We start from the raw sequence: 24,054 nt of genomic DNA on the forward strand, positions 1-24,054 counted from the left end.
CGACACCGGGCGTGACTTGCCATCCGCCGACGGAAGGACGACATACCGCCATCAGCCTGTGGAGCCGACCCCGCCTCGATGGTCACCCTCATCGACACCCTGACGCGCAAGCCTTCCGAGCTGCGCCACCCCGAAAAGCAGAACCGGCCGGAGACGGCGGTGCTGCGCAAGCCTGACTGGCTGCGGGTCAAGGCCCCCGGTTCTGGGCAGTACAACGCCACTAAGGAGATCGTCCGGTCCAAGGGGCTGGTGACCGTCTGCGAGGAGGCGGCCTGTCCGAACATCGGCGAGTGCTGGAGCCAGAAGCACGCCACCCTGATGATCATGGGCGACACCTGCACCCGGGCCTGCGCCTTCTGCAACGTCAAGACGGGCCTGCCCCAGCCGCTGGATCCGGACGAGCCCGCCAAGGTCGGGCTGGCGGTCGCCCAACTGGGTCTGAACCACGTCGTCATCACCTCGGTGGATCGCGATGACGTCGCCGACGGCGGCGCGGCCCATTTCGCCGAGGTCGTGCGGCAGATCCGGCTGCAGGCCCCGGCCACGACGATCGAGATCCTGACGCCCGACTTCCTGAGAAAAGACGGGGCCGCCGAGGTCATGATCGATGCCCGGCCGGACGTGTTCAACCACAACCTCGAGACCGTGCCGCGGCTGTATCTGAAGATCCGGCCGGGAGCCCGCTACTTCCACTCGCTGCGGCTGCTGCAGCAGGTCAAGGAACGCGACCCGAACCAGTTCACCAAGTCCGGCATCATGGTCGGTCTGGGCGAGACCAAGGAAGAGGTCATGCAGGTCATGGATGACATGCGCTCCGCCGGCGTCGATTTCATCACCATCGGCCAGTATCTGCAGCCGACGCGGAAACACGCCGCCATCGACCGGTTCGTGACGCCCGAAGAGTTCAAGGCCTATGAGGCCATCGCCCGGGCCAAGGGCTTTCTGATGGTCTCGGCCTCGCCCCTGACCCGGTCGTCGCACCATGCCGGAGACGACTTCGCCCGGCTGAAGGCGGCCCGCCTGTCCCAGACCGGACGCTGACGCCCGCTTGGCCGTTCACCGCGTCACCCGCATCCTGCCCTACACCCCCGCCCAGCTCGCCGAGCTGGTCGCGGACGTGGAGGCCTATCCGCGCTTCGTCAAATGGGTGAATTCCATGCGGGTCTGGAACCGGCGTGAGGAAGCGCCCGGCGTGGACGTTCTGGATGCCGAGGCCCAGGTGGGGTTCTCGTTCCTGAAGGAGCGGTTCTCGACCTGGGTGCGGCATGACCGGAATGCGCCGCTGGTCGAGGTCGGGCTGCTGCGGGGGCCCTTCCGGCATCTGAAGAACCGCTGGACCTTCCACGCGGTACCGGAGGGCACGCGGCTGGAGTTCATGATCGACTTCGCCTTCAAATCGCCGCTGCTGAACGCCGCCCTGCAGGCCAACTTTGATCGGGCGGTGTCCCTGCTGATCGGCAGTTTCGAGGCCGAGGCGGCGCGGCGGTACGGCAAGGGCGGATGACCCCCTTTGATTTCGACGCCGTTGTGGTGGGAGCCGGCGCGGTCGGGCTGGCCTGCGGGCGGGCGCTGTCGAGGCGGGGACAGGTCGTTCTGGTGCTGGAGGCGATGGATCACATCGGCCAAGGGGTGTCGTCGCGCAACTCCGAGGTCATTCACGCCGGGCTCTACTATCCGACCGGATCGCTGAAGGCGCGGTTCTGCGTCGAGGGTCGGCGGGCCCTCTACACCTGGCTGGAGAGCCACAAGATCGATCATCGCAAATGCGGGAAACTGGTGGTCGCCACCCGGCCCGAGGAGGTCCCGGCGATCGAGCGCATCTTCGAACAGGCAACGACCAATGGCGTCGAGGGGCTGGGGCATCTGACCGGCGCGCAGGCGCGGGCGCTGGAACCGGCCCTGAATGCCCACGCCGCCATCCTGTCGCCCGAGAGCGGCGTCTTCGCCAGCCACGACTACATGCTGTCCCTGCAGGGCGAGATCGAGGACGGCGGCGGGTCGGTCGTGGTCTCGACACCGTTCGAACGGGCCGAGCTTCTGCCGGGCGGCGGCTTCCGGATCACGGCGGGTGGGGAGGGCGGTGCGACCGTGACTGCGCGGCATCTGGTCACCGCCCCCGGCCTGCAGGCCCAGACAGTTGCGGGCCGGATCGAGGGCTTTCGGCCGGACCAGATTCCCGCCGGCCATTTCGGCAAGGGGGTCTATTTCCGCTTCACCGGCAGGGCCCCGTTCGAGCGGCTGATCTATCCGCCGCCCATCCCCGGGGCGCTCGGCATCCACTATCGCCGGGATCTTGGCGGACAGGCCGTGTTCGGGCCCGATCTCGAGTACGTCGCGGGCGAAGACTACAGCGTCGATCCCGCGCGGGCCGAGAGTTTCGCCGACTACATCCGCCGGTTCTGGCCGGGGCTGCCGGACGGGGCCCTGACGCCCGACTATGCCGGCATTCGGCCCAAGCTGCATGGACCGGGCGAACCCCAGCCGGATTTCCAGCTGCGGGGCCGTGACAGTCACGGGATCGACCGCCTTGTGGCCCTGTTCGGCATCGAGAGTCCGGGCCTGACCAGTTCCCTTGCGATCGGTGAGGCGGTTGCGGCAATGCTTGGGGCATGACTGAGCTTCAACTGCGCGACGCCGTCGCCTCCGACATCCCCGCCCTGCACCGACTGATCGAGAGCGCCTACAGGGGCGAGAGCTCCCGCGCAGGCTGGACGACCGAGGCTGACCTGCTGGAGGGTCAGCGCACCGATCCGGACGAGCTGGCCGGCATTCTCGCGGACCCCGACCAGGCCCTTCTGACCGGATGGCGGGACGGGAGCCTTGTGGCCTCCGTGCTGATCGCCCGGCGCGGCGAGACCCTCGGCTATTTCGGTATGCTGTCCGTGGATCCGGGGCTTCAGTCGGCCGGGCTGGGCCGCCGGATGGTGGCGGCAGCCGAGACTGCGCTGGCGGACCGCTTCGAGGTCCGGCGCATCCGGATCCAGGTCTTTCCGCAACGCGCCACCCTGATCGGCTGGTACCGTCGGCTGGGGTATGGCGAGACGGGCGAAACCATCCCGTTCCCGTATGACGATCCCCGGCTGGGCCTGCCGCTCCTCGACGATCTGCATTTTGCCGTCATGGAGAAGGTGCTGCCTTGACCGTGCTCCATACACCGCGTCTGCGTCTGCGCCACGCGCGTCCGGACGATCTGCCGGCCATGCATGCCGTGCTGTCCGATCCGCGGGCCACGCGCTGGTGGTCCACACCGCCGCATGAGTCGCTGGACCAGACCCGCGAATGGCTGGACGGCATGATCGCGGGCAACCTCGAGGGCAGTGATGATTTCGTCATCGAGCGTGATGGCGTGGTCATCGGCAAGGCCGGCTTCTGGCGGCTGCCGGACGTTGGCTACATCCTCCGTCCCGACCACTGGGGACAGGGGATTGCGACCGAGGCCGTCGGGGCGGTGGTGGACCACGTGTTCAGAACCCGGTCCGTCGAGGATCTGACCGCTGATGTGGATCCCGACAACACCGCCTCGATTCGTCTGCTGGAACGGCTGCAATTCGTGCGGACAGGCTTCGCCGCGCGAACGTGGAATGTCGGTGGCGAATGGAAGGACAGCCTGTACTACGGCCTGTCACGGGGTCTGTGGGCGCAAAGTGCAACACCGACTTGAAGTCCGGTCGCGGTTGGGGCATAAGCCCGCCCTCGCGTGGCGGCTCTGTTTCCGGGGCCGCCGCTGTTGTTTTCGCGCTCCTGCAGCGCCCGACCTTAAGATTGAGACGGACATGGCTGTTCCGAAGCGCAAAGTATCGCCCTCGCGTCGCAATATGCGGCGCTCGCACGATGCCCTGGGCACCAACCCCTATACCGAGGACAAGGACACGGGCGAGCTGCGTCGTTCGCACCACATCGACCTGAAGACCGGCACCTATCGCGGCCGTCAGGTGCTGACGCCCAAGGAAGACTAGGGTTCAGGGCGCGGACCGCCCGGTCCGCGACGGAACGATGAAGTTTGCGGCGCGCGGTTCACCCGCGCGCCGTTTTCGTGCGTTTATGGGGCCTCACCCGTCGAGGAGCCTCCACATGATCCGTCCCATGGCCGCGACCGCCGCTGTCGCCCTCTTGCTCGCCGCCTGCGGGAGCCCGGAGTTGGTCCCGCCGTCCGCTGCGCCCGAGGGCCCCGTCACGACGCCACCGCCCGTGTCCGCCCCGGCAGTCGACGACAATACACTGACAGCGGAGGGCTTCGGTCCACTCCGTATCGGAATGAGCCGCGCAGAGGTCGTCAGCGCCCTCGGTGAGGACAGCAACCCGGGTGCCGTCGGCGGTCCCGAGCCCGAGGCCTGCGACCAGTGGCGCCCCGCCCGCGCGCCTGACGGCCTGCTGGTGATGGTCCAGGACGGGACGCTGACGCGCATCTCGGTATCGGAGCCGTCGACGCTGAAGACCGACCGCGGGTTCGGTGTTGGGGACCCGGCCACATCGATCAAGGCGGCCTACGGGTCGTCGGCGGTGGCTGAGCCCCACAAATACGTCGCTGCGCCGGCCGAGGACATCTTTGTCTGGACGAAGGGCGGTCCGGCGTCGGCCGGTAGCTATGTCGAGGAGGCCGGTGCCCGGGGCATCCGCTATGAGATCAACGGCGAGGGCAGGGTGAACATGGTCCACGTCGGCGGCCCGGCCATCCAGCTGGTCGAAGGCTGCTCCTGAGGGGCGGCGGGGGACGGTTGGCGATTCGCCGGTGCCGGGCTAAACCCCGGCGCGCCGTTCCCCATTGCATTCGCGAAGGCTCCCATGACCGACATCGCCGACATCGTCGCCCGCCAGATCCTCGACAGCCGGGGTCACCCCACGGTTGAGGTCGATGTCGTTCTGGACGACGGCAGCTTCGGTCGGGCGGCCGTGCCGTCGGGCGCGTCGACCGGCGCGCATGAAGCGATCGAGCTGCGCGACGGGGACAAGGACTTGTGGGGCGGCAAGGGCGTCCAGAACGCCGTCGACGCCGTCAATGGCGAGATCTTCGACGCCCTGTCCGGCATGGACGCCGAGGACCAGCGCCGCATCGATGAGGCCATGATCACCCTCGACGGCACCGAGAACAAGGGCCGGCTGGGGGCCAACGCCATCCTGGGCGTCTCACTGGCGGTGGCCAAGGCAAGCGCCATTTCGGTTGGACTGCCCCTGTTCCGCTACGTCGGTGGAATCTCGGCCCGGGTCCTGCCGACCCCGATGATGAACATCATCAACGGCGGGGCCCATGCGGACAATCCGATCGACATCCAGGAGTTCATGATTCTGCCGACGGGGGCCGAGACCTTCTCCGAAGGCCTGCGTATGGGCTCCGAGATCTTTCATGCCCTGCGCAAGCAGCTGAAGGACGCCGGCCACAACACCAATGTCGGCGATGAGGGCGGCTTCGCCCCCAACCTGGCCTCGGCCGAGGAGGCGCTGAGCTTCATCACCAAGGCCGGGCAGGCGGCGGGCTATCTCGCAGGCGAGGACTTCCACCTCGGCCTCGATGTGGCGGCCACCGAGTTCCTCAAGGACGGGGCCTATCAGATGACCGGGGAGGGCAAGACCTTCGGTGCGGATGGCATGGTCGCCTATCTGGCGGACCTGTGCGAACGCTTCCCGATCGTCTCGATCGAGGACGGCTGTGCGGAGGACGATTTCGAGGGCTGGAAGCTGCTGACTGAAGCCCTCGGCGACCGGATCCAGATTGTCGGAGACGATCTTTTCGTCACCAATCCCGCGCGCCTCGCCGCCGGCATCGGTGAAGGGCTGGCGAACTCCATCCTCATCAAGGTCAACCAGATCGGGACCCTGTCCGAGACCCTCGACGCCGTCGATATGGCCCATCGCGCCGGCTATACCGCCGTCATGAGCCACCGGTCGGGCGAGACCGAGGACTCGACCATCGCCGACCTCGCCGTCGCCACCAACTGCGGGCAGATTAAGACCGGATCCCTGGCCCGATCGGACCGCACGGCCAAATACAATCAGCTGCTCCGGATCGAGGAACTGCTGGGCGACCAGGCGTCCTACTACGGCGACGGCATGTTGCTGAAATAGGTTAAGGCAAAGCTAGGATTTGTTAGGCATTTCCGGTCACACATAAGGGATTGTGACCTGACGCTCAGAAGGAGCGTGTGTGATGCCTGAACGGATGAAACCCTACGCCCTGTCCGCCTTCCTGCTGCTGCTGGTCGTCTATCTGGGCGTCCAGGCGCTGACGGGAGAGCGGGGCCTGCTGAGCGGGGCCGAGCGCGACGCACTGTTGGTTGCGCGCGAACAGCAATTGGCGTCGCTGGTGTCGCAGCGCGCGGACCTCGAGGTCCGCGTGCGCAATCTGCGGGCGGACACGCTGTCGCGCGACCTTCTGGAAGAGCGGGCGCGGGCGGTGCTGGGCTTCAGCGACCCGCGTGACTATCTGATCCGCGTCTCCGCAACGCCTGTGTCCGTCACGGCCCCGGCGACCTCCTGAACTCTTGTTACAGCCAGCGCCGCGTGCTTTGCCTTCGAGGAACGAAGGCTGCTACAGCCCCTTTCCGTAACGACAAGAGGCCCCGCGCGGCGTGTTTCGCCGTGGGGCTCACCCGGGAGATGCCGGATGGCGAGAGCCGCCCAGAAGACCACGGATTCCAAGGGGTCCGCCAAAATCCCCAACGCGCCCACGGCGTCGAAGGAGGACCTGCTCAGGTACTATCGCGAGATGGTCCTGATCCGCCGCTTCGAGGAGCGCGCCGGACAGCTGTACGGCATGGGTCTGATCGGCGGCTTCTGCCACCTCTACATCGGCCAGGAGGCCGTAGCGGTGGGCGTTCAGGAGAGCGTCAGACAGGGCCACGACAAGATCATCACCGGGTATCGCGACCACGGCCACATGCTGGCCGCCGGCATGGACCCCAATGAGGTGATGGCCGAACTGACCGGGCGCTCCGGTGGGTCGTCGAAGGGCAAGGGCGGGTCGATGCACATGTTCGACGTGCCGACCGGTTTCTACGGCGGTCACGGCATCGTCGGGGCCCAGGTGGCGCTCGGCACCGGCCTGGCCTTCGCTGGCAAGTACCGCGGTGACGATTCGGTCGCCTTCATCTATTTCGGCGACGGTGCCTCGAACCAGGGTCAGGTCTACGAGAGCTTCAACATGGCCCAGCTGTGGAAGCTGCCCGCCATCTACATCATCGAGAACAACCAGTACGCGATGGGCACGAGCATCGAACGCTCGTCGTCGACGACCGAGCTCTACATGCGCGGCTCCAGCTTCGGCATCCCGGGCGAACAGGTCGACGGAATGGACGTGCTGGCCGTCAAGGACGCGGTCGAGCGCGCCGTGAAGCGCGCCCGTGAAGGCGGCGGCCCCTTCATTCTGGAAGTGAAGACCTATCGCTACCGCGGTCACTCGATGTCGGATCCGGCCAAATACCGCTCCAAGGACGAGGTCGACGAGGTCAAGAAGACCCGCGACCCGATCGACCACGTCAAGATGCTTCTGGAACAGGCCAAGGCCACCGAGGACGAGATCAAGGCGATCGACGCCGAGATCAAACAGATCGTGGCCGAAGCCGTTCAATTCGCTCAGGAAAGCCCTGAACCGGACCCGTCCGAACTGTATACTGACGTCTATGTGGAGACCGCTGCGTGACCGACATCCTGATGCCGGCGCTGTCGCCCACGATGGAAGAGGGCACCCTGACCAAGTGGCACGTCAAGGCCGGTGACACGGTCAAGGCGGGCGATGTGATCGCCGAGATCGAGACCGACAAGGCCACGATGGAGGTCGAGGCTGTCGACGAGGGCGAGGTGGCCGAGATTCTCGTCGCCGAGGGCTCCGAGAACGTCAAGGTCAACACGCCGATCGCCCGTCTGGCCGGCGAGGAAGGCTCGACGGCGGCTCCGGCCACCCAGGCCGCGTCCGTCGCCGCACCCGTGGCCAAGCCGGACGCCGCCGAGGCGAAGTCGGGCGATCCCGAAAAGGCCCCGGCCGAGACCGGCACGCCCACGCCCAAGCCGGCGCTGAAGGACCCCGAGATCCCGGCCGGTGCCACGATGGTCAAGACGACCATTCGCGACGCCCTGCGCGACGCCATGGCCGAGGAGATGCGCCGCGACGAGGCCGTCTTCCTGATCGGCGAGGAAGTCGCCCAGTATCAGGGGGCCTACAAGGTCAGCCGCGAACTGCTGCAGGAGTTCGGCGACCGCCGCGTGGTCGACACCCCGATCACCGAGCACGGTTTCGCCGGCCTTGGCGTTGGCGCGGCGATGGCGGGCCTCAAGCCCATCGTCGAGTTCATGACCTTCAACTTCGCCATGCAGGCGATCGATCACATCATCAACTCGGCCGCCAAGACCCTGTACATGTCGGGCGGCCAGATCCGGGCCCCCATCGTGTTTCGCGGCCCCAACGGTGCCGCCAGCCGCGTTGGCGCCCAGCACAGCCAGGACTATGGCAGCTGGTACGCCCATGTGCCGGGCCTGAAGGTGGTCGCCCCCTATGATGCCGCCGATGCCAAGGGCCTGCTGAAGGCCGCCATCCGCGATCCGAACCCGGTCGTCTTCCTCGAACACGAGATGATGTACGGCATCGAGTTCGATGTGCCCGAGGTCGAGGACTGGATCGTGCCGATCGGCAAGGCGAAGGTTCGCCGCGAGGGCACGGATGTCACCATCACGGCGCACAGCCGCATGGTCGGCTTCGCCCTGCAGGCCGCCGAACAGCTGGAGGCCGAGGGCATTTCCTGTGAGGTCGTGGATCTGCGCACCCTGCGTCCACTGGACCATGAGACCATCATCGAAAGCGTCAAGAAGACCAGCCGTCTGGTCTCGGCCGAAGAGGGCTGGGGTCCGATGGGCGTCGGTGCCGAGGTCGTGGCCCGGGTGATCGAGCATGCCTTCGACTATCTGGATGCCCCGCCGCTGCGGGTGCATCAGGAGGACGTGCCGCTTCCCTACGCCGCCAATCTGGAAGTCCTGTCTCTCCCGGGCGTGGACAAGGTCGTCGCGGCGGTGCGCAAGGTGATGGCATGACCGACATCCTGATGCCCGCCCTGTCGCCCACCATGGAAGAGGGCGTTCTGGCCAAATGGCACGTCAAGGTCGGTGACACGGTCAAGGCTGGCGACGTCATCGCCGAGATCGAGACCGACAAGGCGACCATGGAGGTCGAGGCCGTCGATGAGGGCGAGGTCACCGAGATCCTCGTCGCCGAAGGCTCCGAGAATGTGAAGGTCAACACGCCGATCGCGCGTCTGGCGGGGGAGGTTGGCACCGCCGCCCCGGCCCCGAAGAGCGCGACTCCGGCGAAAGCCGATGCACCGGCTCCGGCGGGTCACGAAAGCGGGCAGGGCGTGGCCACGCCCGATGGGGTGAAATCCGCAGAAGCAGTGCTGCCGAAGGCGGCCCCGGCGGCGGCCGCAGAGGGAACGCGCATCTTTGCCTCTCCACTTGCCCGTCGCCTGGCGAAGGCCGCCGGTCTGGATCTGGCGACGCTGAAGGGTAGCGGCCCGCATGGCCGTATCGTCCGTGCCGATATCGAGGCCGCCAGTCAGGGCGGAGCCCGTCCGACGGCTGCGGCCGGGGCAACCGCGCAGACCGCCGAACCCCGCAAGGTCCAGTCCCTGACCCAGATGGGCATTCCGGACGGCAGCTACGACCTCGTTCCGCTGGACGGGATGCGCAAGGCCATCGCCCGGCGCCTGACCGAGAGCTTCCGGGATGTGCCGCACTTCCCCCTCACGATCGATTGCGAGATCGACGCCCTGCTGGCCGCCCGTGCCCGGGTCAATGCCCTGCTCGAGCCGAAGGGCATCAAGGTCTCGGTCAATGACTTCGTGATCAAGGCCTCGGCCCTGGCCCTGAAGGCCGTGCCCGAAGCCAATGCGTCCTACAGCCCCGAGGGGATCGCGATGCATCATCACGCCGATGTCGCCATGGCCGTGGCCATCGACGGCGGCCTGATCACCCCGATCATCTTCAAGGCTGAAACCAAATCTCTCTCGCAAATCGCTGTTGAATCGAAGGATCTGGCCAAACGCGCCCGGGACAAGAAGCTGAAGCCCGAGGAGTTCCAGGGCGGCACCTTCAGCGTCTCGAACCTGGGCATGTTCGGCATCAAGGCCTTCAGCTCGATCATCAACGAGCCCCAGGGCGCGATCATGAGCGTCGGGGCCGGCGAGCAGCGCCCCGTGGTCAAGGACGGCCAGCTGGCCGTGGCCACCGTTATGACCGTGACCCTGACCTGCGATCACCGGGTGGTCGACGGAGCCACGGGCGCGCGCTTCCTGCAGGCGTTCAAGCCCCTGATCGAAGACCCCGTCGCCATGCTGGCCTGAGGCGCGCCATGACGACGGTCTATGACTTCACCGCGACGGCGATCGACGGCACCGACGTGCCGCTGAATCGCTTTCGCGGCAAGGCCCTGCTGATCGTCAACACGGCGTCGAAATGCGGTTTCACCGGCCAGTATGCCGGGCTGGAGGCCCTGCAACGCCAGTACGCCGACCGGCCGTTCGAGGTGCTGGGTTTTCCCTGCAACCAGTTCGGCAATCAGGAGCCGGGCAAGGCGGCGGAAATCGCGGCCTTCTGCACGTCGACGTTCAGTGTCGACTTCCCGATGTTTGACAAGATCGAGGTCAACGGCCCCAACCGACACCCCCTCTATGACTGGCTGACGCGCCAGAAGAGGGGGTTTCTGGGTAGCCGCGACATCAAATGGAACTTCACCAAATTCCTGACCGATCGGGAGGGCAGGGTGGTGGCTCGGTTCGCGCCGCAGGTCGAGCCGGCGGACATCAGCGGCCCTATTGAGGCCCTGCTCTGAACGGGGCCGGTCCAGCCGGGTGTGCGGAGTGCGAGGCGGCTCTGGTGGGGCGCTTCTGCCACGTCTGTGGTCATGACAGTCGTCCTCCCAGCCGGCGCTTCCGCGATCTGGCCGACGACCTGCTGGACAATGTCTTCTCATTCACGACCGCCGCGCCGCGCACGCTCAGGGACCTGATCCTGAGGCCGGGGGCCATACCTCGCGCCCATTTCGACGGGGACCGCTCCCGCTACCTCTCCCCTGTGAAGCTCTACCTCACGGCCTCCCTGATCTTTTTTCTGTTCCTTGGCCTCAGCGGCATTTCGATGATGCAGCTGCAGGTGACCCGCACCGGCGAGCCATGGGTTCGGAGCACCAGCGAGGAGTGGCAGGCGGGCGGATTCGAGATCCTGCCGGTCTGGCTGGAACGTCCCCTGAACCAGCGCCCCGATCCGGCGGTTGTCGCGGCCTTCGACGTAGCCTCGCGCCAGCAGCAGGACAGTGATGATGTCGACCGCGCGGTCATGACGGTCATGCGATCAACCATCGAGGACCCCAGCGCCCTCAATCAGGCCCTCGGCGACTGGATGCCCCAGGCGATCTGGGTCTTGATGCCCATCTATGCCCTGATGCTCTGGGGGCTGTACGCGCGGCGACATCTGTTGATCGAGCATCTGATCTTCGCGCTCTGGGGACACAGTCTGATGTTTCTGATGCTGATGGCGGGGGGGCTGTGGAACCTCGCTCTCGGCGGCGGAATCCAGCTCGCCTTCCTTGGGTATCAGGTGTGGCTCACCCGCGGGCTAAAGGCGTTCTATGGCACGCGATGGTCGACCGCGATCCTCCGCGGCGGCCTGCACAGCTTTGTCTATGTCCTGCTCATCTGGGTCCCCCTGCTGATCGTCTTTTTCCTTTGGGAGCCGATCAAGACCGGGGGCTGGAGCTATCTGCTGGACTGAACCTCTTCACAGCGGGTTACGCCGCACGTCCGTCGCTTTCGAACCCGGACATCCACCGCTAGAACCCCCACTCAAGCAAAAGGGAGGCTGACTTGGCCGACTTCGATCTCATCGTCATTGGTTCAGGCCCCGGCGGCTATGTGGCCGCCATCCGCGCCAGTCAGCTGGGCCTGAAGACGGCGATCGTCGAGCGCGAGGCGCTGGGCGGCATCTGCCTGAACTGGGGCTGTATCCCGACCAAGGCCCTTCTCAAGTCGGGCGAAAAGTACGAGAGCCTCAGCCATCTGAAGGACTATGGCCTGTCGGCCGGGTCGATCGGCTTTGATTTCGACGCCATTATCGCCCGCTCGCGCGGCGTGGCCAAACAGCTGAATCAGGGCGTCGGCTTCCTGATGAAGAAGAACAAGATCGAGGTCATCGAGGGCACGGCGAAGCTGGAGAAGGGGACCGTCGCCCCGAAAGTGGTGATCGCCCTGAAAGCCGGCGGATCACGCACGCTCGAAGTCAAAATCGGTGATCCTGGCCGTCGGCGCCCGGGCCCGCGCCATCCCCCAGATCGGACTGGAAGCAGACGGCGACCGGATCTGGGCCTATCGCGAGGCGATGGCACCGAAATCCATGCCGAAGTCGATCGTGGTCATCGGGTCGGGCGCCATCGGAATCGAATTCGGGAGTTTTTACAGGGCTCTGGGCGCAGAAGTTACCGTCGTGGAGGCGCTGGACCGGATCATGCCGGTCGAGGACGAGGAGGTCTCGGGCGCGGCCCGGAAGGCCTTCGAAAAGCGCGGCATGACGTTCCGGACCGGCTGCAAGGTCACGAAGGTGTCGAAGGGCGGGAAGGGGGTCCAGGTCGCGATCGAGGCGGGCGGCAAGGCCGAAGTTCTCGAAGCCGAGGTCTGCATCTCGGCCGTCGGGATCACCGCCAACACTGACGGGATCGGTCTGGAAGCCCTGGGCGTGAAGATGGACCGGGGCCACATCACCATCGACGGCCACTGCCAGACCAATGTGAAGGGGCTGTACGCCATCGGCGACTGCGCCGGCGCACCGTGGCTCGCGCACAAGGCCAGCCATGAGGGCATCCACGCCGCCGAGGTCATCGCCGGCTTCAAGTCACCGCATGTCGTCTCGCCGATCGCCGGCTGCACCTATGCCCAGCCCCAGGTCGCCTCGGTGGGGATCACGGAGCAGGGAGCCCGCGACGCCAAGCGCGAGGTCAAGGTCGGGCGGTTCCCGTTCAGGGTGAACGGCAAGGCCATCGCCTCGGGTGACACAGAGGGCTTCGTGAAGACGATCTTCGATGCGAAGACCGGGGCCCTGATCGGAGCCCATATGATCGGGGCCGAGGTCACCGAGATGATCCAGGGCTATGTCACCGCCATCACCATGGAAGCGACCGAGGAAGACATCCACGGCATCGTCTATCCGCACCCGACCATGTCCGAGGCGATGCACGAAGCGGCCCTGGACGCCTACGGCCGGACGATCCACCTCTAGCGGCGGGCTGTTCACCGCAGACCAGGCTACGCAGCCGTTTGGTCATCCTGGCGATGTTCGATCGGGCCCTGGTGAAGTTGGTCGAGAATCCTGGTCGGTTTGACGACGGCTTTCGTGGCGGCGTCAGCGCTTCTTGCCGAGCTCGGCGGCAATGTCCTTGACCATGCGGCCGGCCTTGCGATGAGCCGCGGTGATCTGGTCGCGAGTGACGCCCCAGCGCTTCATCCAGTATTCCACGGCCTGACGTTCGGACAGGTCCAACCGGTCCTTGTCGATGAAGCCGCGCTTGTCCTTGAGACCGGCCATAGTGTCGATTTTCCTGATTAGCGCGACTTGAACGCTCTGAATTTCATCGCTTCGAAGCCATACGGCTGGTCCTTCGTCAACGGCTAACGCGACCTTGCGCCCCTTGATGGCGCGACCAGCTCCCGTCGCAAAGACCGCAGAAGGCCATTGCTAGTTGGATAACGACGCTAAGGTGTGATCGCGCGGCTTCGATAGCACCGAGACTGCAACGCAGCGGCTCAGAGCTCATCTGGCCATTCTGGGTGCGGGCCGCATCTAATACTGCGGCAGCCGGTCTATAATCCAGCAATTTGCAGGGCTAGAAGCAGAATTCCCTGTTGTATGGTTCTAATTATTGTAAAGGCGGCCTATCCATCTTTGATGATATTTGAACCGCAACAAGGCCGCAGATACTGAATTACGTTCATATACGATAGTATATCGTCTGCACTTCTGGAGTTTTCAAACATATAGCGAACCGACACGCTCGACTTTAGAGTCTTGCGAAAGGCATTTGCTAATTGAATACTGATCCCGAACGTCAATCCTGACGCAGCGAGGTTGCCATGCCAAGCGGATAGCAAAGAAAAACCCCGCCGTTGGCGCGACGGGGCTCTCAATGGTTTTGGTGTCTTGCTCGACGCCCAAACCTCCCCCCGATTTGCAATTGAGTCAAGCGGTGCAGCGACACCGGCCGTTGACGGCTGCGCGCTGGCTAGCGGCTTGGCGGCCCCAGGGAGGGCTCGATGACCAGTTCCAAGATCTCACTCGATTCCATGAGCGATGCGATTGAAGGCGGGCCAGTGTTCGACCGCATGCTCATCTACTCTGAAGAGGACTGGGCCCTGATGCGCCAAGCCGCCGGGCTATTCAGAGCCATCCAACGGCTGGAACCGCGCAGCCGGGCGCGGAGTTTGGCGACCCAGCAGGCCGCATTCAAACTCAACCTGGACCGGTCCACGGTCTATCGGTTGCTCAACAAGTTCGAGGGTGAGGTCGTTCACCTCTTTCCCCGGCAGCCCGGTCCTTCTCGCGGTATCGCTTGCCTGTCGAACGCGCGCGAGGCCGCGATCCAATCCGTCCTGCACCGAGATTACCTGACCAAGCAGAAGATCTCGCTGGCCGAAATGGTGCGGCGGATCCAGAAGGTCTGCGACGGGAAGGGGTTGAAGCCGGTGAGCCGCAAGGCGGTTCAAGCCCGCATCGACCGCCTTGACCAGCACATGGTGGCGGTAAGGCGAGGGGAACTGCTCAAAGCGGAAGACCTGACCTTGCGACCCGGCAGCTATGATGTTCGCGCGCCAATGGAGCGATGGCAAATCGACCACACCCCTGTCGACGTCCTCCTCGTCAGCGCCATTGATGGTGAGGTCCTAAGCCGGCCCTACTTGACGCTCATTATCGACGTCGCCAGCCGAATGGTCGCTGGCTATTTCATCTCATGGGACCGCCCCGGGGCCCGCAGCGTCGCAATGGCGCTCCTTTGCGCGGTACAGGCAAAGGGCCCGCTGCTAGAGCGGCTTGGGCTAACGGGCGACTGGCCTATCTGCGGACTGCCCGTTGCCCTCCACTCTGACAACGCGGCCGAATTCGCCAAGTCCGTCGCCTACCGCCGTGCGTGTGACAACTCCGATATCGAGCGGCAACTGCGCGATATCGGCAAGCCACGGGACGGGGCTCACATCGAACGCCTCATAGGGACCATGATGGCGCGGTGTCATTTCTTGCCTGGAACCACATTCTCCAACATCCGCCAACGGGAGAGGTACGACAGCGCCGGCAAGGCGACGCTGACGATCGAGGAGTTCGAAAGGTGGTTGGTCGAACAGATCCTCGACTATCACGAACGACGGCATGGCGGATTGGGCTGTTCGCCCCGCCATGCCTGGGAGGCGATGTGCCGCGACCAAAAGATCGCTCCGCGCTGGCCGGCCAATCTTGAGCAGTTCTACCTGAGCTTTCTTCCGTGCCGCCGGGTCACCATCCAACGCCAGGGCATCCAGTTGTTCACCTTGGAATACTGCGGCCCGGTCCTGCAGGAGCTTCGTCGCCACATGATGGAGAAGGTCGAGCTGCGGTACGATCCGCATGATCTGTCCCGCGTGTTCGTCCAGAACCTTGAGGGGATGTGGACTCCGGTATTCAGCCGATATCCGGACTGTCCCCGTATCTCCCTGTGGGAGGTCGAAGCCGAGCAGCGACGTCGCCGCATTCTCGAACTTGGCCCAGCGCGCGGTTGGATGATCATCACCGAGATCGTCCGCCGCCGAGCCGCCCAGGCGGACGCCCTGAGGCTCAGCAAAGGTGAACGCTTCGGACGTGAGAGGGCGTCGACGACAACCGCCGTCGAGGGGTCGGCCGGTCAGAGGCCAAACAACGTGACCTCCTGGACACGTCTGATGGAGGGCGGCCAGTGAATCTCTCCCACCTGGACCGGGACGTTGCCAACATCGCTCTGGAGGGCAGGGGAACCCGCCTGGCATTCCTGCAGGATTCCGGCTTCGTGCCATGGCCCGACGCCATCGCCTACATTGCCGAATGCGAGAAGCGGATCAACGATGCCGCGTCCTTCGGGCCACCTCATCTGCTACTCTCCGCACCGCCGTTGTGCGGCGTCGGCTCTGTGCTTCGGGAGATCGAGCGACGGGGCGCAATGGGCTCCGGCCGGAAACGACGTGCTGTGATTGTCGAGGGATTGCTGACCTTCTCGGAGGCGCGGGTCACTCATCTCATCAGCGTCGTGCTGGAGGCAGCAGGCAGGCGGCCTCGAAGCAGCATCGAGGGCGAGCAGCAGGCGCTGCGCGCCATCCGCGACGCAGGCACGCGATTGCTGCTCGTGCGCAAGATCGATCAACTTCCTGATAAGCAGATCAAACAACTGGTCCGCTATCTCCACGTCCTGAGCGTCCGCGGGGACTTTCATCTCGGACTAACGTCGTCCACGCCGGACGTCCGTGTGCTCGCTGGTGATCGCGACTTGGCGGCCCGCACGCGGGTGTTCGAGTTCAAGGCCTGGCCTCAGGCGTTGTGGGTCGTCGAGGTGGTCGAAGCGACGTTGCGGCGTTATCCCCTGCGCCAACCCAGTCCCGTGACTCCCGAGCTGATGACGGTGCTGTTCGGCCGCACACACGGGCTCCCTGGCGGCGTGTTCGGGATCCTCAAGGCGGCGGCAGCCCACGCCATCGCGTCCGGCGCGGAGCACATCACCGCAGACACTTTGCGGTGCGCAGAGCCACCCTTCCCGGGCATCGCCGGCCGCAGACAAGTGAAAGGCTTGGGCTCATGAACGGGCCTGATCTGCCCGACCGCAAGGGTCGCTACCCGGCTGCGCCTGAACCCTTTCCAGGTGAAGCGCCGTCCGCCTGGATCTGTCGCGTCGCCCATGCCCACGACCTCGCAGCAGCCGAGATTCTCCAGCTACAAGGCTTCACGGCTTCGCAGTTCGACGCTGGTTACGGCGAAGCCATCCTCCATCATATCGCTGTCGGTGCGCCGTGCAGGACTTGGCCCGCGCCCCACGACGTGGTGGACGGCCTGCGGGAGATCGGGTTGATGCCGGAAACGCCGCCGAAGCTAAGCGCAGAGGATTGGTGGACCTATTGCCCGGCCTGCCTGTCGACCGGCGGCCCCCAAAGGATGCTCCGGCTGTTGGCGCTATGGTGTCAGCCCTTGGCGTTGCTCTGCCTCGAACATGCTGTCTACCTGCGGCCGTGGCCAAGGGATCACGAAGTAACGTTAGCGAGCGGACACACAAGCTTCGAACCGTTCGCCGACCATCTGTTGGAAGCTGAGGCAGCGACTGACGACGATCTCGCCTATGGCCGGCGGCTGCTGTCCCCGGGGCGAGCCGACTGGGCGCCCATGGCCCATGCCGTCTTCGATCTCACAGATGCCCTGATGACCCGGACCGGACCGCAAGCTCAAGGGGCACCACTGTTGCGTGACCTGCTCGGCCTGTCGGCTAGTGGGGACCACGTCGGGTCGACTCGCCTCCCGTTTGCGGCGCTTTGGGGCGTTCCAGCGACGACCCGTCTGACGCTTCTGCGATACCTGTCTGGATTGACCCGGCCACCGCCCCTCGATCAGGAGCCGCCGGCGTGGTTGAGACAGCTCGCGCGCCGACCCGGCACCAACCTTCAGCGAAGTTTGACCGGTGCCGCCGCGGATGAATTGTTCCTGCTCCTCACGCGGCTGAACGGGGTAGCGGCTGATCAATTGGCGCGGCGGGCAAGCACATGGCCTGCTGACCTCAGGAGCCGCATGGGGGCAGCTGTCGTGATCGGTTCGCTCGCCAACTTTGCGTAGGAGAGTGCAGCGATCGCTGGGAACTGGAGAGGGCTGAGCAAGTGACGGCTTCACGGATCAGAAAGAACCGTTCGACTTCGGATGGATCGTGGGAACACAGATGGGACGCGCCGTGAAAGATTCCACCAGCATGAGCCCATCGCTTTCGCGGGCGCGGCGTCTGGTCCAGCTGATCGAACGCCAGATCACGTCGACCAACCAAATGGATCTCATGGCGAGCCTCGATTACTATGACGTCCTGACGTATCGGCTTTCAGAGCTGTGCCACCTCTCAGACCTGCCAGAGAGAGTTCGGACGGGAGTTGACGGGGCGTTGGACCAGCATCTCCGCCAATGGGCACAGCAAGCGCTCAACCATTGAGAATGCAACTGCTCTTGTCGTTGCCATCAGGCCCGCCCTGATCGAAGTCGGCGCTGATCCGGACGACGACAGTCTGGACCCGCCGGGGAAGCGGCTTGCAAAGGTTCAGGAAGCAGCGAGGGCGCTGCAAGGAGAACTGGAGGCCCGGGGTGTGTCCGCAGTCTACGTGTTCGGATCGGTCGCGCGCCAAGAAGACGGCCCTGACTCGGATGTCGACATCGCGATTCAGGTATCGGATGGGGCTCCATTCGGCGGCTGGGATTTGAGCTGGGTCGCGTCGGCTTTTGGAGACGCGCTCGAGACCAAGGTTGATGTCGTCGAGCTCGAATGCATGTCAGACAAGATGAAACAGCAGATTGATCGCGACCTGAAAATTGTCTTTCAGTCGAAAGATCGCTCGTTCTCGTCTGAATTTACTGGTGATACGCACGGTCACAAATAATAGCTACGTGGAATATTAAGTGCGCAATTTTTGTTGGAACGCCAAGGTCGTGAAGAAAGGGAAGATGTAGTGACGTATAGATCATTACCTTTAGAAGATGTCTTGAACGTCCTGTCCGAAGAGGTCAGAAAGGCTAGCGTTGCCCGCGATGCGCAGCTCCTTGAAGCCTACACGCGACGCCAAGTGCGTTTAGCCGTAGCCAAGTCACGAAGAGCGCTCGTCAGCGATCAAGAGGCAAACGACTCCGCCTTGGAGAAAGACAAGCGCCTGTGGCTGATGATCGCCACGCTCGAAAAGAACGTCAAAGCGATTGGCGGCAAGTTGAGGTTCGTGGTTGAATTTCCCGACAGGCCTAATGTGATCTTGAGCCTTAAGGGACGAATTGTCGGTTCGTCGAAATTACCGCCCGGGACTCCGAAACAAATCTAACGGGACCGTCGAAGCTCACGACAGTGTTCAATGATCGATTTTACCAGCATCCGCACCCACCAGAATGCTGACCTCAACGAGGGCGTCGGGGTTGCAAAAACTAGTTGCCATAGAATTGAGTTTTGCAAGACCTTATCGCAAGGCTGGGTTCTATTGGGTGCGAGGTTTCGAGCGCTCTTGCATAAACGACCGTTTTTGAAAGGCCGCCGATGCTGATCGGATATGCTCGGGTGTCCAAGGGTGACGATCAGTCAACTTCGGCTCAGCTTCGAGCTCTTAGGGACGCCGGATGCGAGCGGATGTTCGAGGAGGCCGCGAGCGGGGGCAGGTGGGATCGTCCCCAACTGCTCCGGATGATCGACCATCTCAGACCGGGCGACGTCGTGGTGACCTGGAAGCTCGATCGGCTGTCGCGATCTCTCAAGGACCTGATCCACATCCTGGAGAAGATCGAGGCGACCGGGGCGGGCTTCCGCTCACTGACAGAGGCGATCGATACGACAACGTCGGCCGGGCGGATGATGATGCAGATGGTCGGCGCCTTCGCGGAGTTCGAACGTGCGATGATCCGAGAGCGAACCTCGGCCGGTCTGGCCGCCGCTCGTGCGGAGGGGAGGGTAGGGGGACGCCGGCGGAAGCTCACCCCGGGCCAGCGGGCAGATATTCTCGAGAACCTTGAGGCAGGGCGTAGGACCGCGGCCCAACTGGCGCGTCTGTACAACGTGAGCGAAGCGACAATCAGCCGAATGCGAGCGGAAGCTCGAACGGTTTAGGTGCCGCATTTGACCCAAAGCGGCGGTTCGGAGTGTCCGCTCTGGCGTGAGAAGAATCAGCGTCGCCTGGTCGACCCGGGAAATGACAGTTTACAGCTCGGTGGATACTTCCGGCCTCCCCGACGGGAGATCTGCTCGACCGCCGCCTGGTGCGCTACGACGCCTTCTCGAACACGGGCAGGGGATCCTTGGGCTTGGGCTCGAAGAACGTGCGCAACCGGTCGATGACCGCACCGCGGATCCTGAAATCACCCAGCGCGTCGAGAAGCGTCCTCGGTGCCAAGGCGTCGCCGTTGAAGGCGAGAGCGAGGCCGTCGCGGATGTCATCGGGCAGGATCGCCGCGATCCCGTCACTCAGACCCGCCTCGCCGAAAATCGCGCCGAACAGCAGCGGGACGACAAGGGCGGAACGATCCGGATTCATGTAGAGCGTGCGGGCGAGCGCTAGGACGGCGGCCTTGTCGCCCGTCGCGCCGACCGCCAACGCCATGGACGTGACGACCGACGCCGCGCGCCCGCCCAGGAGGTGGGGTTCGAAGCGAGCGGCCCGGGCGGGCGACCGATCCCTGACGAGAAAAAGGGCCTCGGCGGCGGCCGCATGCAAACCCGGGCGCCCCATCTCGAGCGCCAGGTCCGCCAGCCGATCGCGGCCCGCAACGTCGCCCTGCTTGGCGACCGCCAGCAGCAGGGCGTCGCGCAGGTCGGAATCATTGGTGACGGCTGCCCGCGTCAGCAGGGTGTCGATCGCGTCGGCGAAGAGCGGGCCCTGGTCGCTGAGCAACTTGGCCGCGGCGTTGGCGATCGGGTAGCTCGCCTCCTCCCCGTAGTAGATTTCGGCGCGTGTCCAATCGTCGGCGATCAGGCCGATAAGGGTCGGTTGATGGGCGCCGTCGGGCTGGGCTTCCAGGATCTCGACGAGCGCCTTGCGCACCCCGCTTCCCTTGTCGTGCGCCATCGCCAGGATATGAGCGGGAAGCGGCGCGGCGAGGCCGTTCGCGATCGCGCGCAGCGCGTCGCGTCGGACATCTGCGAACCGGTGTTGCAGCGCGCCTTCGACGATGTCCGTCAGGCCTTGCGTGATCCCGATCGCCAGAGCGGCTGTGGCGCGCTGAATGTCCTCGCCTTCATCGCCCGCCGTCGCGAGCAGGCTTTCGACATCGGGTCGGACCGGGCGCCCCGCCGCCGCAAGGAGGCGGGTTCGCGCCAGCTGCAGGTCAGGGTTGGCGGCGGCGTCGAGAGCTTCAAGCTGATCGATCTCGGTCGGCGACAGGGGGTAGGAGGCGTCGTCGAGCACCGCCCGCGCCAATGGCGCATAGAGTCCGGCTTGATCCGACGCGTCCGCCGCGAAGGCCGAGACCTCGGACTTCAGGTCGTAGCCGTTCGCCAGTGCGCGCAGATCAGTCATCGCCCGCAGGACGCCCTGCAGATCCCCGGCGGTCGCCATCGCCCGAATCCAGGCCCGTCCCTTCGCGGGTTCGTGCACGATCATCGTCTTCAGGACAGCATGGCGCGTATCCTCGGCGAGGCTGGGCGTCTTCAGATAGTCGTCCAGTCGTGAGCCGAGATCGGCCGACCATTTGTTGCGCGCCATGTCCCAGAAACGCGCGTCGTGGCGGTGCCCGCGCACGGCGTCGGCGAGGCCCACCATTTCGCCCGGCTGCGGGACGACGCCGTCGCCGGCGAGCACCTGGATCCAGCCCCAGATCAACTCTGTAGACTGGGCGCGCGCGACGATGGCGATCCAGCCCGACCGCCGGCGCAGCTCCGCAACATAGAGCCGGATGAAGCTGTCGGCTGTGTCGCCGTCGTCATGGTGCATGTCGGCGAGGTGCTCGGCGTAGCCCTCGCTGTGTTCGCCATTGCGGATTTCGAGCCAGATTGATCCGTGGTCGTCGTCGCGCAGGCGGATGCTCACGTCGATCGAAGCATCGATCACGGCCTCGAAGCCGGCGAAGTCGACAAGGGCACCCTTGCCGACGACGGTGGCGTTGAAGTCGTAACCGAAGCCGACCATCCGCAACGCGGCGTCGCGGAAGGCATCGGTCTGGGCGCCGGCCACGACCGCGATGCGGTCAGCGAAGTCGTCCGGGAAATGGTCATTCGTCCGCGCCAGCGTCTCGCGAACGACGCGGCCCGCGACGAGGTTGACATCGGGATCAGCCGCCATGCGAGCCGCATCGGCTGCGCTGACGAGCGTTTCGCGCCAGTTCTGGAGCAGACCGAACGTTTTTCCACGTGCGCCGAACCAGCGCGCGAACAGCGCAGTCGTGTCAGTGGGCGAACCGACGTCGGCCGCCAGCTTGAGGTCGGCTTCGAGCGTGTCGGAGGGCGTAAGCAGCCGACCCCTGACGAAGGCGTCGAGCGCTGCCTGGGCGATCTGGCTGACCCTCACCCGGACGCGATCATTTTTGGCACCCTGGACAAGGCGCGCCGCCGCCTCCCGGCCCCAGTCGGCGTCGTCTTCGCTATCGAGGGCGATCAGCACATCGACCATGACGCCGAGAAGGCGGGCCGCGCGGCCGCCGTGATCCTTGATAATCCGCTCGAGCCCCGCCTCGACCCGCGGGTGGTAGTAGCTGAGCACATCGTTCGGCTGACGCAGATTACGCCCCGCGGCCATGAACCGGATCAGCGGGACGATCTTGTCCTCGAGTTCCAGGTCGCTCGCGCCGATCGCGTCCGCGAGCCGGGGGACCACTTCCCACGAAAGGCGCGGCAGCGCCTTGAGAAGGCCCCAGACGGCGATCGCCGGAAGGGTGTCGTGGCGGTCCTCGACCTGATCAACGATCGTATTCTCTATCGCGTCGATGTGCGCACGACCGAGGCAGCGGTGAATGAAGTTCGGCACGGTTTCTTCGGGCAGCCGGTCGTCCGCGAGACCGTCGAAGAATTTCTGGATCTCGTACGGGCTTTCGAGCCGCTTGAGGACCAGGTCGCGATGCGCGTCGACCGTCGCCTTCAGGTTCTCGGGCAGAAGCCGGATCTGGTTGTCGAACAGTCGGAAACGTTCGCGCTGTCCGTAGTGTCGCGTCTCCAGCGGGACGAACCATCGGCCGGCCAGTCGCTCACCGCTCTCCTTGAGAACATCGGACCGGGTGGTGACGATGAACTGACGGTCGGCGTGCGCCCCGTTCAGCATGCGATCGAGGTCGCGGTTCCAGACCCCCTGCTCGGGATGATACCGGTACTTGCCCCACGGATCCTCGATCATGAAGACGACGCGGCCTGGCTCCTTCGATTTCCAGACCTGTTCGGGTCCGTCCGTCACGCGGATCACCTTGAACGCGCCGTCCGGCGCGCTGCGTAGTTCGTCGAGCAGGACTTCGGCGGCCATGGTTTTGCCCGTCCCCGAGCTGCCGCTGATGATCACGCCGTACTGCGTCGCCAGCTTGTTCTGCAGCTCGTTCCAGTTCGTCGGCTTGACGAACATGCCGACTTCGGGCGCCGTCGCCAGATAGCCGCCAAAGGCGGTGATGGTCTTCTCCAGCGCCTCGCGCGTCCAGACGCTGGGGCCATTGCGCATATGTTCGAGCGCGATCACCCGCAGTTCCCTGATTCCGCCGGGGATGTGCGGCAGCGGCACCTTGCAGGTCGTTTGAAGCAGGTCGCGAATGTGACCGTCGAGTTTCGCCTCATCGAGGCCGTCGAGAACGGCGACGCGCCCGTCCAAGCCCGGAAGCCGCGACCCGATGTCCGGCGGCAGCTTCGCGGGCCAGGCTCCGCCGACCGAACCCATCCGCAGACCACGGGCGACACCCTTGGTGGCGGCGCTTGTGACCAGGAGATACCGGAGCGACGTCTCTTCGGTCAGGAGAGTGTTGGGCGACTTTCGCTTCTTGCCCTTGGTCAGAAGGGTTTCGAGGTCGGTGTCCGACCATGGCTCGCCATGGCGGAGCTTGGCCTGGACGATCAGCGGATAGCCCCCGATCGTGATGCGCGTCGCGGCCGAGACCTGGGTTTCGTCCTTCAGGTCAGCGGCGAGGTCCTCATGGTTGGCGGGTTCGAGTGTGATCGCGTCGAGCCGCTTCCGCACGAGCATAAGGTCGAGCGCAAGGTAGATCGAGAGATCGACCTGGTAGTCGTACCCTGCCAGCCCCGCCGGCGCGCTCGTCGTCTTGTCGTCCATCATCCGGCCCCTTTGTCCCGATCCGGGACATGTATGGGGACCGGCGATCAGCCGCAACGTGCGTGTCGCGCCTGCGCTCTGCCGGGACCTG

The 24,054-nt window shown here is 65.0% G+C and carries 22 protein-coding genes and 1 pseudogene; 21 read left to right on the top strand and 2 right to left on the bottom strand.

All coding sequences use genetic code 11. The features are described 5' to 3' along the window. Window positions 1-78: 78 nt before the first annotated feature. From lipA to lpdA, 15 genes and pseudogenes are all read left to right on the top strand, one after another. On the top strand, window positions 79-1,041 hold the full coding sequence (lipA, locus tag SJY26_RS12180) for a lipoyl synthase (RefSeq protein ID WP_396593290.1): 963 nt from the start codon (window positions 79-81) through the stop codon (window positions 1,039-1,041). A 7-nt stretch (window positions 1,042-1,048) separates the two neighbouring features. After that, on the top strand, window positions 1,049-1,504 hold the full coding sequence (locus tag SJY26_RS12185; protein ID WP_396593291.1) for a type II toxin-antitoxin system RatA family toxin: 456 nt from the start codon (window positions 1,049-1,051) through the stop codon (window positions 1,502-1,504). Beyond that, entirely contained in the window at window positions 1,501-2,613 is a 1,113-nt protein-coding gene (locus SJY26_RS12190; protein WP_396593292.1) for an NAD(P)/FAD-dependent oxidoreductase, read from the top strand. The genes SJY26_RS12185 and SJY26_RS12190 overlap by 4 nt, the downstream gene beginning before the upstream one ends. Continuing rightward, complete coding sequence (locus tag SJY26_RS12195) at window positions 2,610-3,140, top strand: GNAT family N-acetyltransferase (protein WP_396593293.1); 531 nt, start codon at window positions 2,610-2,612, stop codon at window positions 3,138-3,140. Before SJY26_RS12190 ends, SJY26_RS12195 begins: the two co-directional genes overlap by 4 nt. Before the next feature lie 2 nt (window positions 3,141-3,142). Then, the gene (locus tag SJY26_RS12200; protein ID WP_396595759.1) at window positions 3,143-3,661 is read left to right on the top strand and encodes a GNAT family N-acetyltransferase; all 519 of its coding nucleotides are present in this window, start codon (window positions 3,143-3,145) and stop codon (window positions 3,659-3,661) included. 112 nt (window positions 3,662-3,773) lie between these two features. Continuing rightward, the gene (gene rpmF, locus SJY26_RS12205) at window positions 3,774-3,956 is read left to right on the top strand and encodes a 50S ribosomal protein L32 (RefSeq protein ID WP_305636638.1); all 183 of its coding nucleotides are present in this window, start codon (window positions 3,774-3,776) and stop codon (window positions 3,954-3,956) included. Between the two features lie 115 nt (window positions 3,957-4,071). After that, window positions 4,072-4,698 (top strand): hypothetical protein, encoded by a 627-nt coding sequence (locus tag SJY26_RS12210; RefSeq protein ID WP_396593294.1) that lies wholly within the window; start codon window positions 4,072-4,074, stop codon window positions 4,696-4,698. Window positions 4,699-4,782: 84 nt separating this feature from the next. Further along, window positions 4,783-6,060: a phosphopyruvate hydratase gene (eno, locus tag SJY26_RS12215; protein WP_396593295.1), complete on the top strand. Its 1,278-nt coding sequence runs from the start codon at window positions 4,783-4,785 to the stop codon at window positions 6,058-6,060. Window positions 6,061-6,142: 82 nt separating this feature from the next. Next, window positions 6,143-6,472 (top strand): septum formation initiator family protein, encoded by a 330-nt coding sequence (locus SJY26_RS12220; RefSeq protein ID WP_396593296.1) that lies wholly within the window; start codon window positions 6,143-6,145, stop codon window positions 6,470-6,472. Window positions 6,473-6,598: 126 nt separating this feature from the next. Then, on the top strand, window positions 6,599-7,633 hold the full coding sequence (pdhA, locus tag SJY26_RS12225) for a pyruvate dehydrogenase (acetyl-transferring) E1 component subunit alpha (protein ID WP_396593297.1): 1,035 nt from the start codon (window positions 6,599-6,601) through the stop codon (window positions 7,631-7,633). Further along, the gene (locus tag SJY26_RS12230) at window positions 7,630-9,015 is read left to right on the top strand and encodes a pyruvate dehydrogenase complex E1 component subunit beta (protein ID WP_396593298.1); all 1,386 of its coding nucleotides are present in this window, start codon (window positions 7,630-7,632) and stop codon (window positions 9,013-9,015) included. The genes pdhA and SJY26_RS12230 overlap by 4 nt, the downstream gene beginning before the upstream one ends. Next, window positions 9,012-10,319 (top strand): pyruvate dehydrogenase complex dihydrolipoamide acetyltransferase, encoded by a 1,308-nt coding sequence (locus tag SJY26_RS12235; RefSeq protein ID WP_396593299.1) that lies wholly within the window; start codon window positions 9,012-9,014, stop codon window positions 10,317-10,319. Before SJY26_RS12230 ends, SJY26_RS12235 begins: the two co-directional genes overlap by 4 nt. An 8-nt stretch (window positions 10,320-10,327) precedes the next feature. Next, on the top strand, window positions 10,328-10,807 hold the full coding sequence (locus SJY26_RS12240) for a glutathione peroxidase (RefSeq protein ID WP_396593300.1): 480 nt from the start codon (window positions 10,328-10,330) through the stop codon (window positions 10,805-10,807). 44 nt (window positions 10,808-10,851) lie between these two features. Continuing rightward, the gene (locus tag SJY26_RS12245) at window positions 10,852-11,745 is read left to right on the top strand and encodes a DUF3667 domain-containing protein (RefSeq protein ID WP_396593301.1); all 894 of its coding nucleotides are present in this window, start codon (window positions 10,852-10,854) and stop codon (window positions 11,743-11,745) included. A 92-nt stretch (window positions 11,746-11,837) separates the two neighbouring features. Continuing rightward, window positions 11,838-13,242: pseudogene (gene lpdA / locus SJY26_RS12250) on the top strand (dihydrolipoyl dehydrogenase). Between the two features lie 123 nt (window positions 13,243-13,365). Here the strand turns inward: lpdA and SJY26_RS12255 are convergent. Continuing rightward, on the bottom strand, window positions 13,366-13,548 hold the full coding sequence (locus SJY26_RS12255; RefSeq protein ID WP_013269402.1) for a DUF3606 domain-containing protein: 183 nt from the start codon (window positions 13,546-13,548) through the stop codon (window positions 13,366-13,368). Between the two features lie 725 nt (window positions 13,549-14,273). On the opposite strand from SJY26_RS12255, the gene SJY26_RS12260 reads away from it, so the two are divergent. The 6 genes from SJY26_RS12260 (at window position 14,274) to SJY26_RS12285 (ending at window position 19,837) form a co-directional block, all read left to right on the top strand. Beyond that, on the top strand, window positions 14,274-15,944 hold the full coding sequence (locus tag SJY26_RS12260; protein ID WP_396593302.1) for a Mu transposase C-terminal domain-containing protein: 1,671 nt from the start codon (window positions 14,274-14,276) through the stop codon (window positions 15,942-15,944). Beyond that, on the top strand, window positions 15,941-16,813 hold the full coding sequence (locus SJY26_RS12265) for a hypothetical protein (RefSeq protein ID WP_396593303.1): 873 nt from the start codon (window positions 15,941-15,943) through the stop codon (window positions 16,811-16,813). Before SJY26_RS12260 ends, SJY26_RS12265 begins: the two co-directional genes overlap by 4 nt. Continuing rightward, window positions 16,810-17,832 carry a TniQ family protein gene (locus SJY26_RS12270; RefSeq protein ID WP_396593304.1) on the top strand — a complete coding sequence of 341 codons (1,023 nt, stop codon included), beginning with the start codon at window positions 16,810-16,812 and terminating at the stop codon, window positions 17,830-17,832. Before SJY26_RS12265 ends, SJY26_RS12270 begins: the two co-directional genes overlap by 4 nt. Window positions 17,833-18,134: 302 nt before the next feature. Next, a complete protein-coding gene (locus tag SJY26_RS12275) occupies window positions 18,135-18,635 on the top strand; it encodes a nucleotidyltransferase family protein (RefSeq protein ID WP_396593305.1) in 501 nt (166 codons plus the stop codon). Between the two features lie 102 nt (window positions 18,636-18,737). Continuing rightward, on the top strand, window positions 18,738-19,064 hold the full coding sequence (locus tag SJY26_RS12280) for a hypothetical protein (RefSeq protein ID WP_396593306.1): 327 nt from the start codon (window positions 18,738-18,740) through the stop codon (window positions 19,062-19,064). A 209-nt stretch (window positions 19,065-19,273) separates the two neighbouring features. Continuing rightward, a complete protein-coding gene (locus SJY26_RS12285; RefSeq protein ID WP_396593307.1) occupies window positions 19,274-19,837 on the top strand; it encodes a recombinase family protein in 564 nt (187 codons plus the stop codon). Between the two features lie 154 nt (window positions 19,838-19,991). Here the strand turns inward: SJY26_RS12285 and SJY26_RS12290 are convergent, their stop codons facing one another. Then, window positions 19,992-23,963 (bottom strand): hypothetical protein, encoded by a 3,972-nt coding sequence (locus SJY26_RS12290; protein WP_396593308.1) that lies wholly within the window; start codon window positions 23,961-23,963, stop codon window positions 19,992-19,994. Window positions 23,964-24,054 lie beyond the last annotated feature (91 nt).

Source organism: Brevundimonas sp. R86498 (assembly GCF_044598075.1).
In the GTDB taxonomy this organism is placed as follows: Bacteria; Pseudomonadota; Alphaproteobacteria; order Caulobacterales; family Caulobacteraceae; genus Brevundimonas.

Excerpts from the sequence above, each read along its gene's own strand:
- lipA (WP_396593290.1), top strand. The coding sequence starts at position 79 with ATGGTCACCCTCATCGACACCCTGACGCGCAAGCCTTCCGAGCTGCGC.
- SJY26_RS12190 (WP_396593292.1), top strand. The coding sequence starts at position 1,501 with ATGACCCCCTTTGATTTCGACGCCGTTGTGGTGGGAGCCGGCGCGGTC.
- SJY26_RS12195 (WP_396593293.1), top strand. The coding sequence starts at position 2,610 with ATGACTGAGCTTCAACTGCGCGACGCCGTCGCCTCCGACATCCCCGCC.
- rpmF (WP_305636638.1), top strand. The coding sequence starts at position 3,774 with ATGGCTGTTCCGAAGCGCAAAGTATCGCCCTCGCGTCGCAATATGCGG.
- SJY26_RS12210 (WP_396593294.1), top strand. The coding sequence starts at position 4,072 with ATGATCCGTCCCATGGCCGCGACCGCCGCTGTCGCCCTCTTGCTCGCC.
- eno (WP_396593295.1), top strand. The coding sequence starts at position 4,783 with ATGACCGACATCGCCGACATCGTCGCCCGCCAGATCCTCGACAGCCGG.
- SJY26_RS12220 (WP_396593296.1), top strand. The coding sequence starts at position 6,143 with ATGCCTGAACGGATGAAACCCTACGCCCTGTCCGCCTTCCTGCTGCTG.
- pdhA (WP_396593297.1), top strand. The coding sequence starts at position 6,599 with ATGGCGAGAGCCGCCCAGAAGACCACGGATTCCAAGGGGTCCGCCAAA.
- SJY26_RS12235 (WP_396593299.1), top strand. The coding sequence starts at position 9,012 with ATGACCGACATCCTGATGCCCGCCCTGTCGCCCACCATGGAAGAGGGC.
- SJY26_RS12240 (WP_396593300.1), top strand. The coding sequence starts at position 10,328 with ATGACGACGGTCTATGACTTCACCGCGACGGCGATCGACGGCACCGAC.
- SJY26_RS12255 (WP_013269402.1), bottom strand. The coding sequence starts at position 13,548 with ATGGCCGGTCTCAAGGACAAGCGCGGCTTCATCGACAAGGACCGGTTG.
- SJY26_RS12260 (WP_396593302.1), top strand. The coding sequence starts at position 14,274 with ATGACCAGTTCCAAGATCTCACTCGATTCCATGAGCGATGCGATTGAA.
- SJY26_RS12270 (WP_396593304.1), top strand. The coding sequence starts at position 16,810 with ATGAACGGGCCTGATCTGCCCGACCGCAAGGGTCGCTACCCGGCTGCG.
- SJY26_RS12285 (WP_396593307.1), top strand. The coding sequence starts at position 19,274 with ATGCTGATCGGATATGCTCGGGTGTCCAAGGGTGACGATCAGTCAACT.
- SJY26_RS12290 (WP_396593308.1), bottom strand. The coding sequence starts at position 23,963 with ATGGACGACAAGACGACGAGCGCGCCGGCGGGGCTGGCAGGGTACGAC.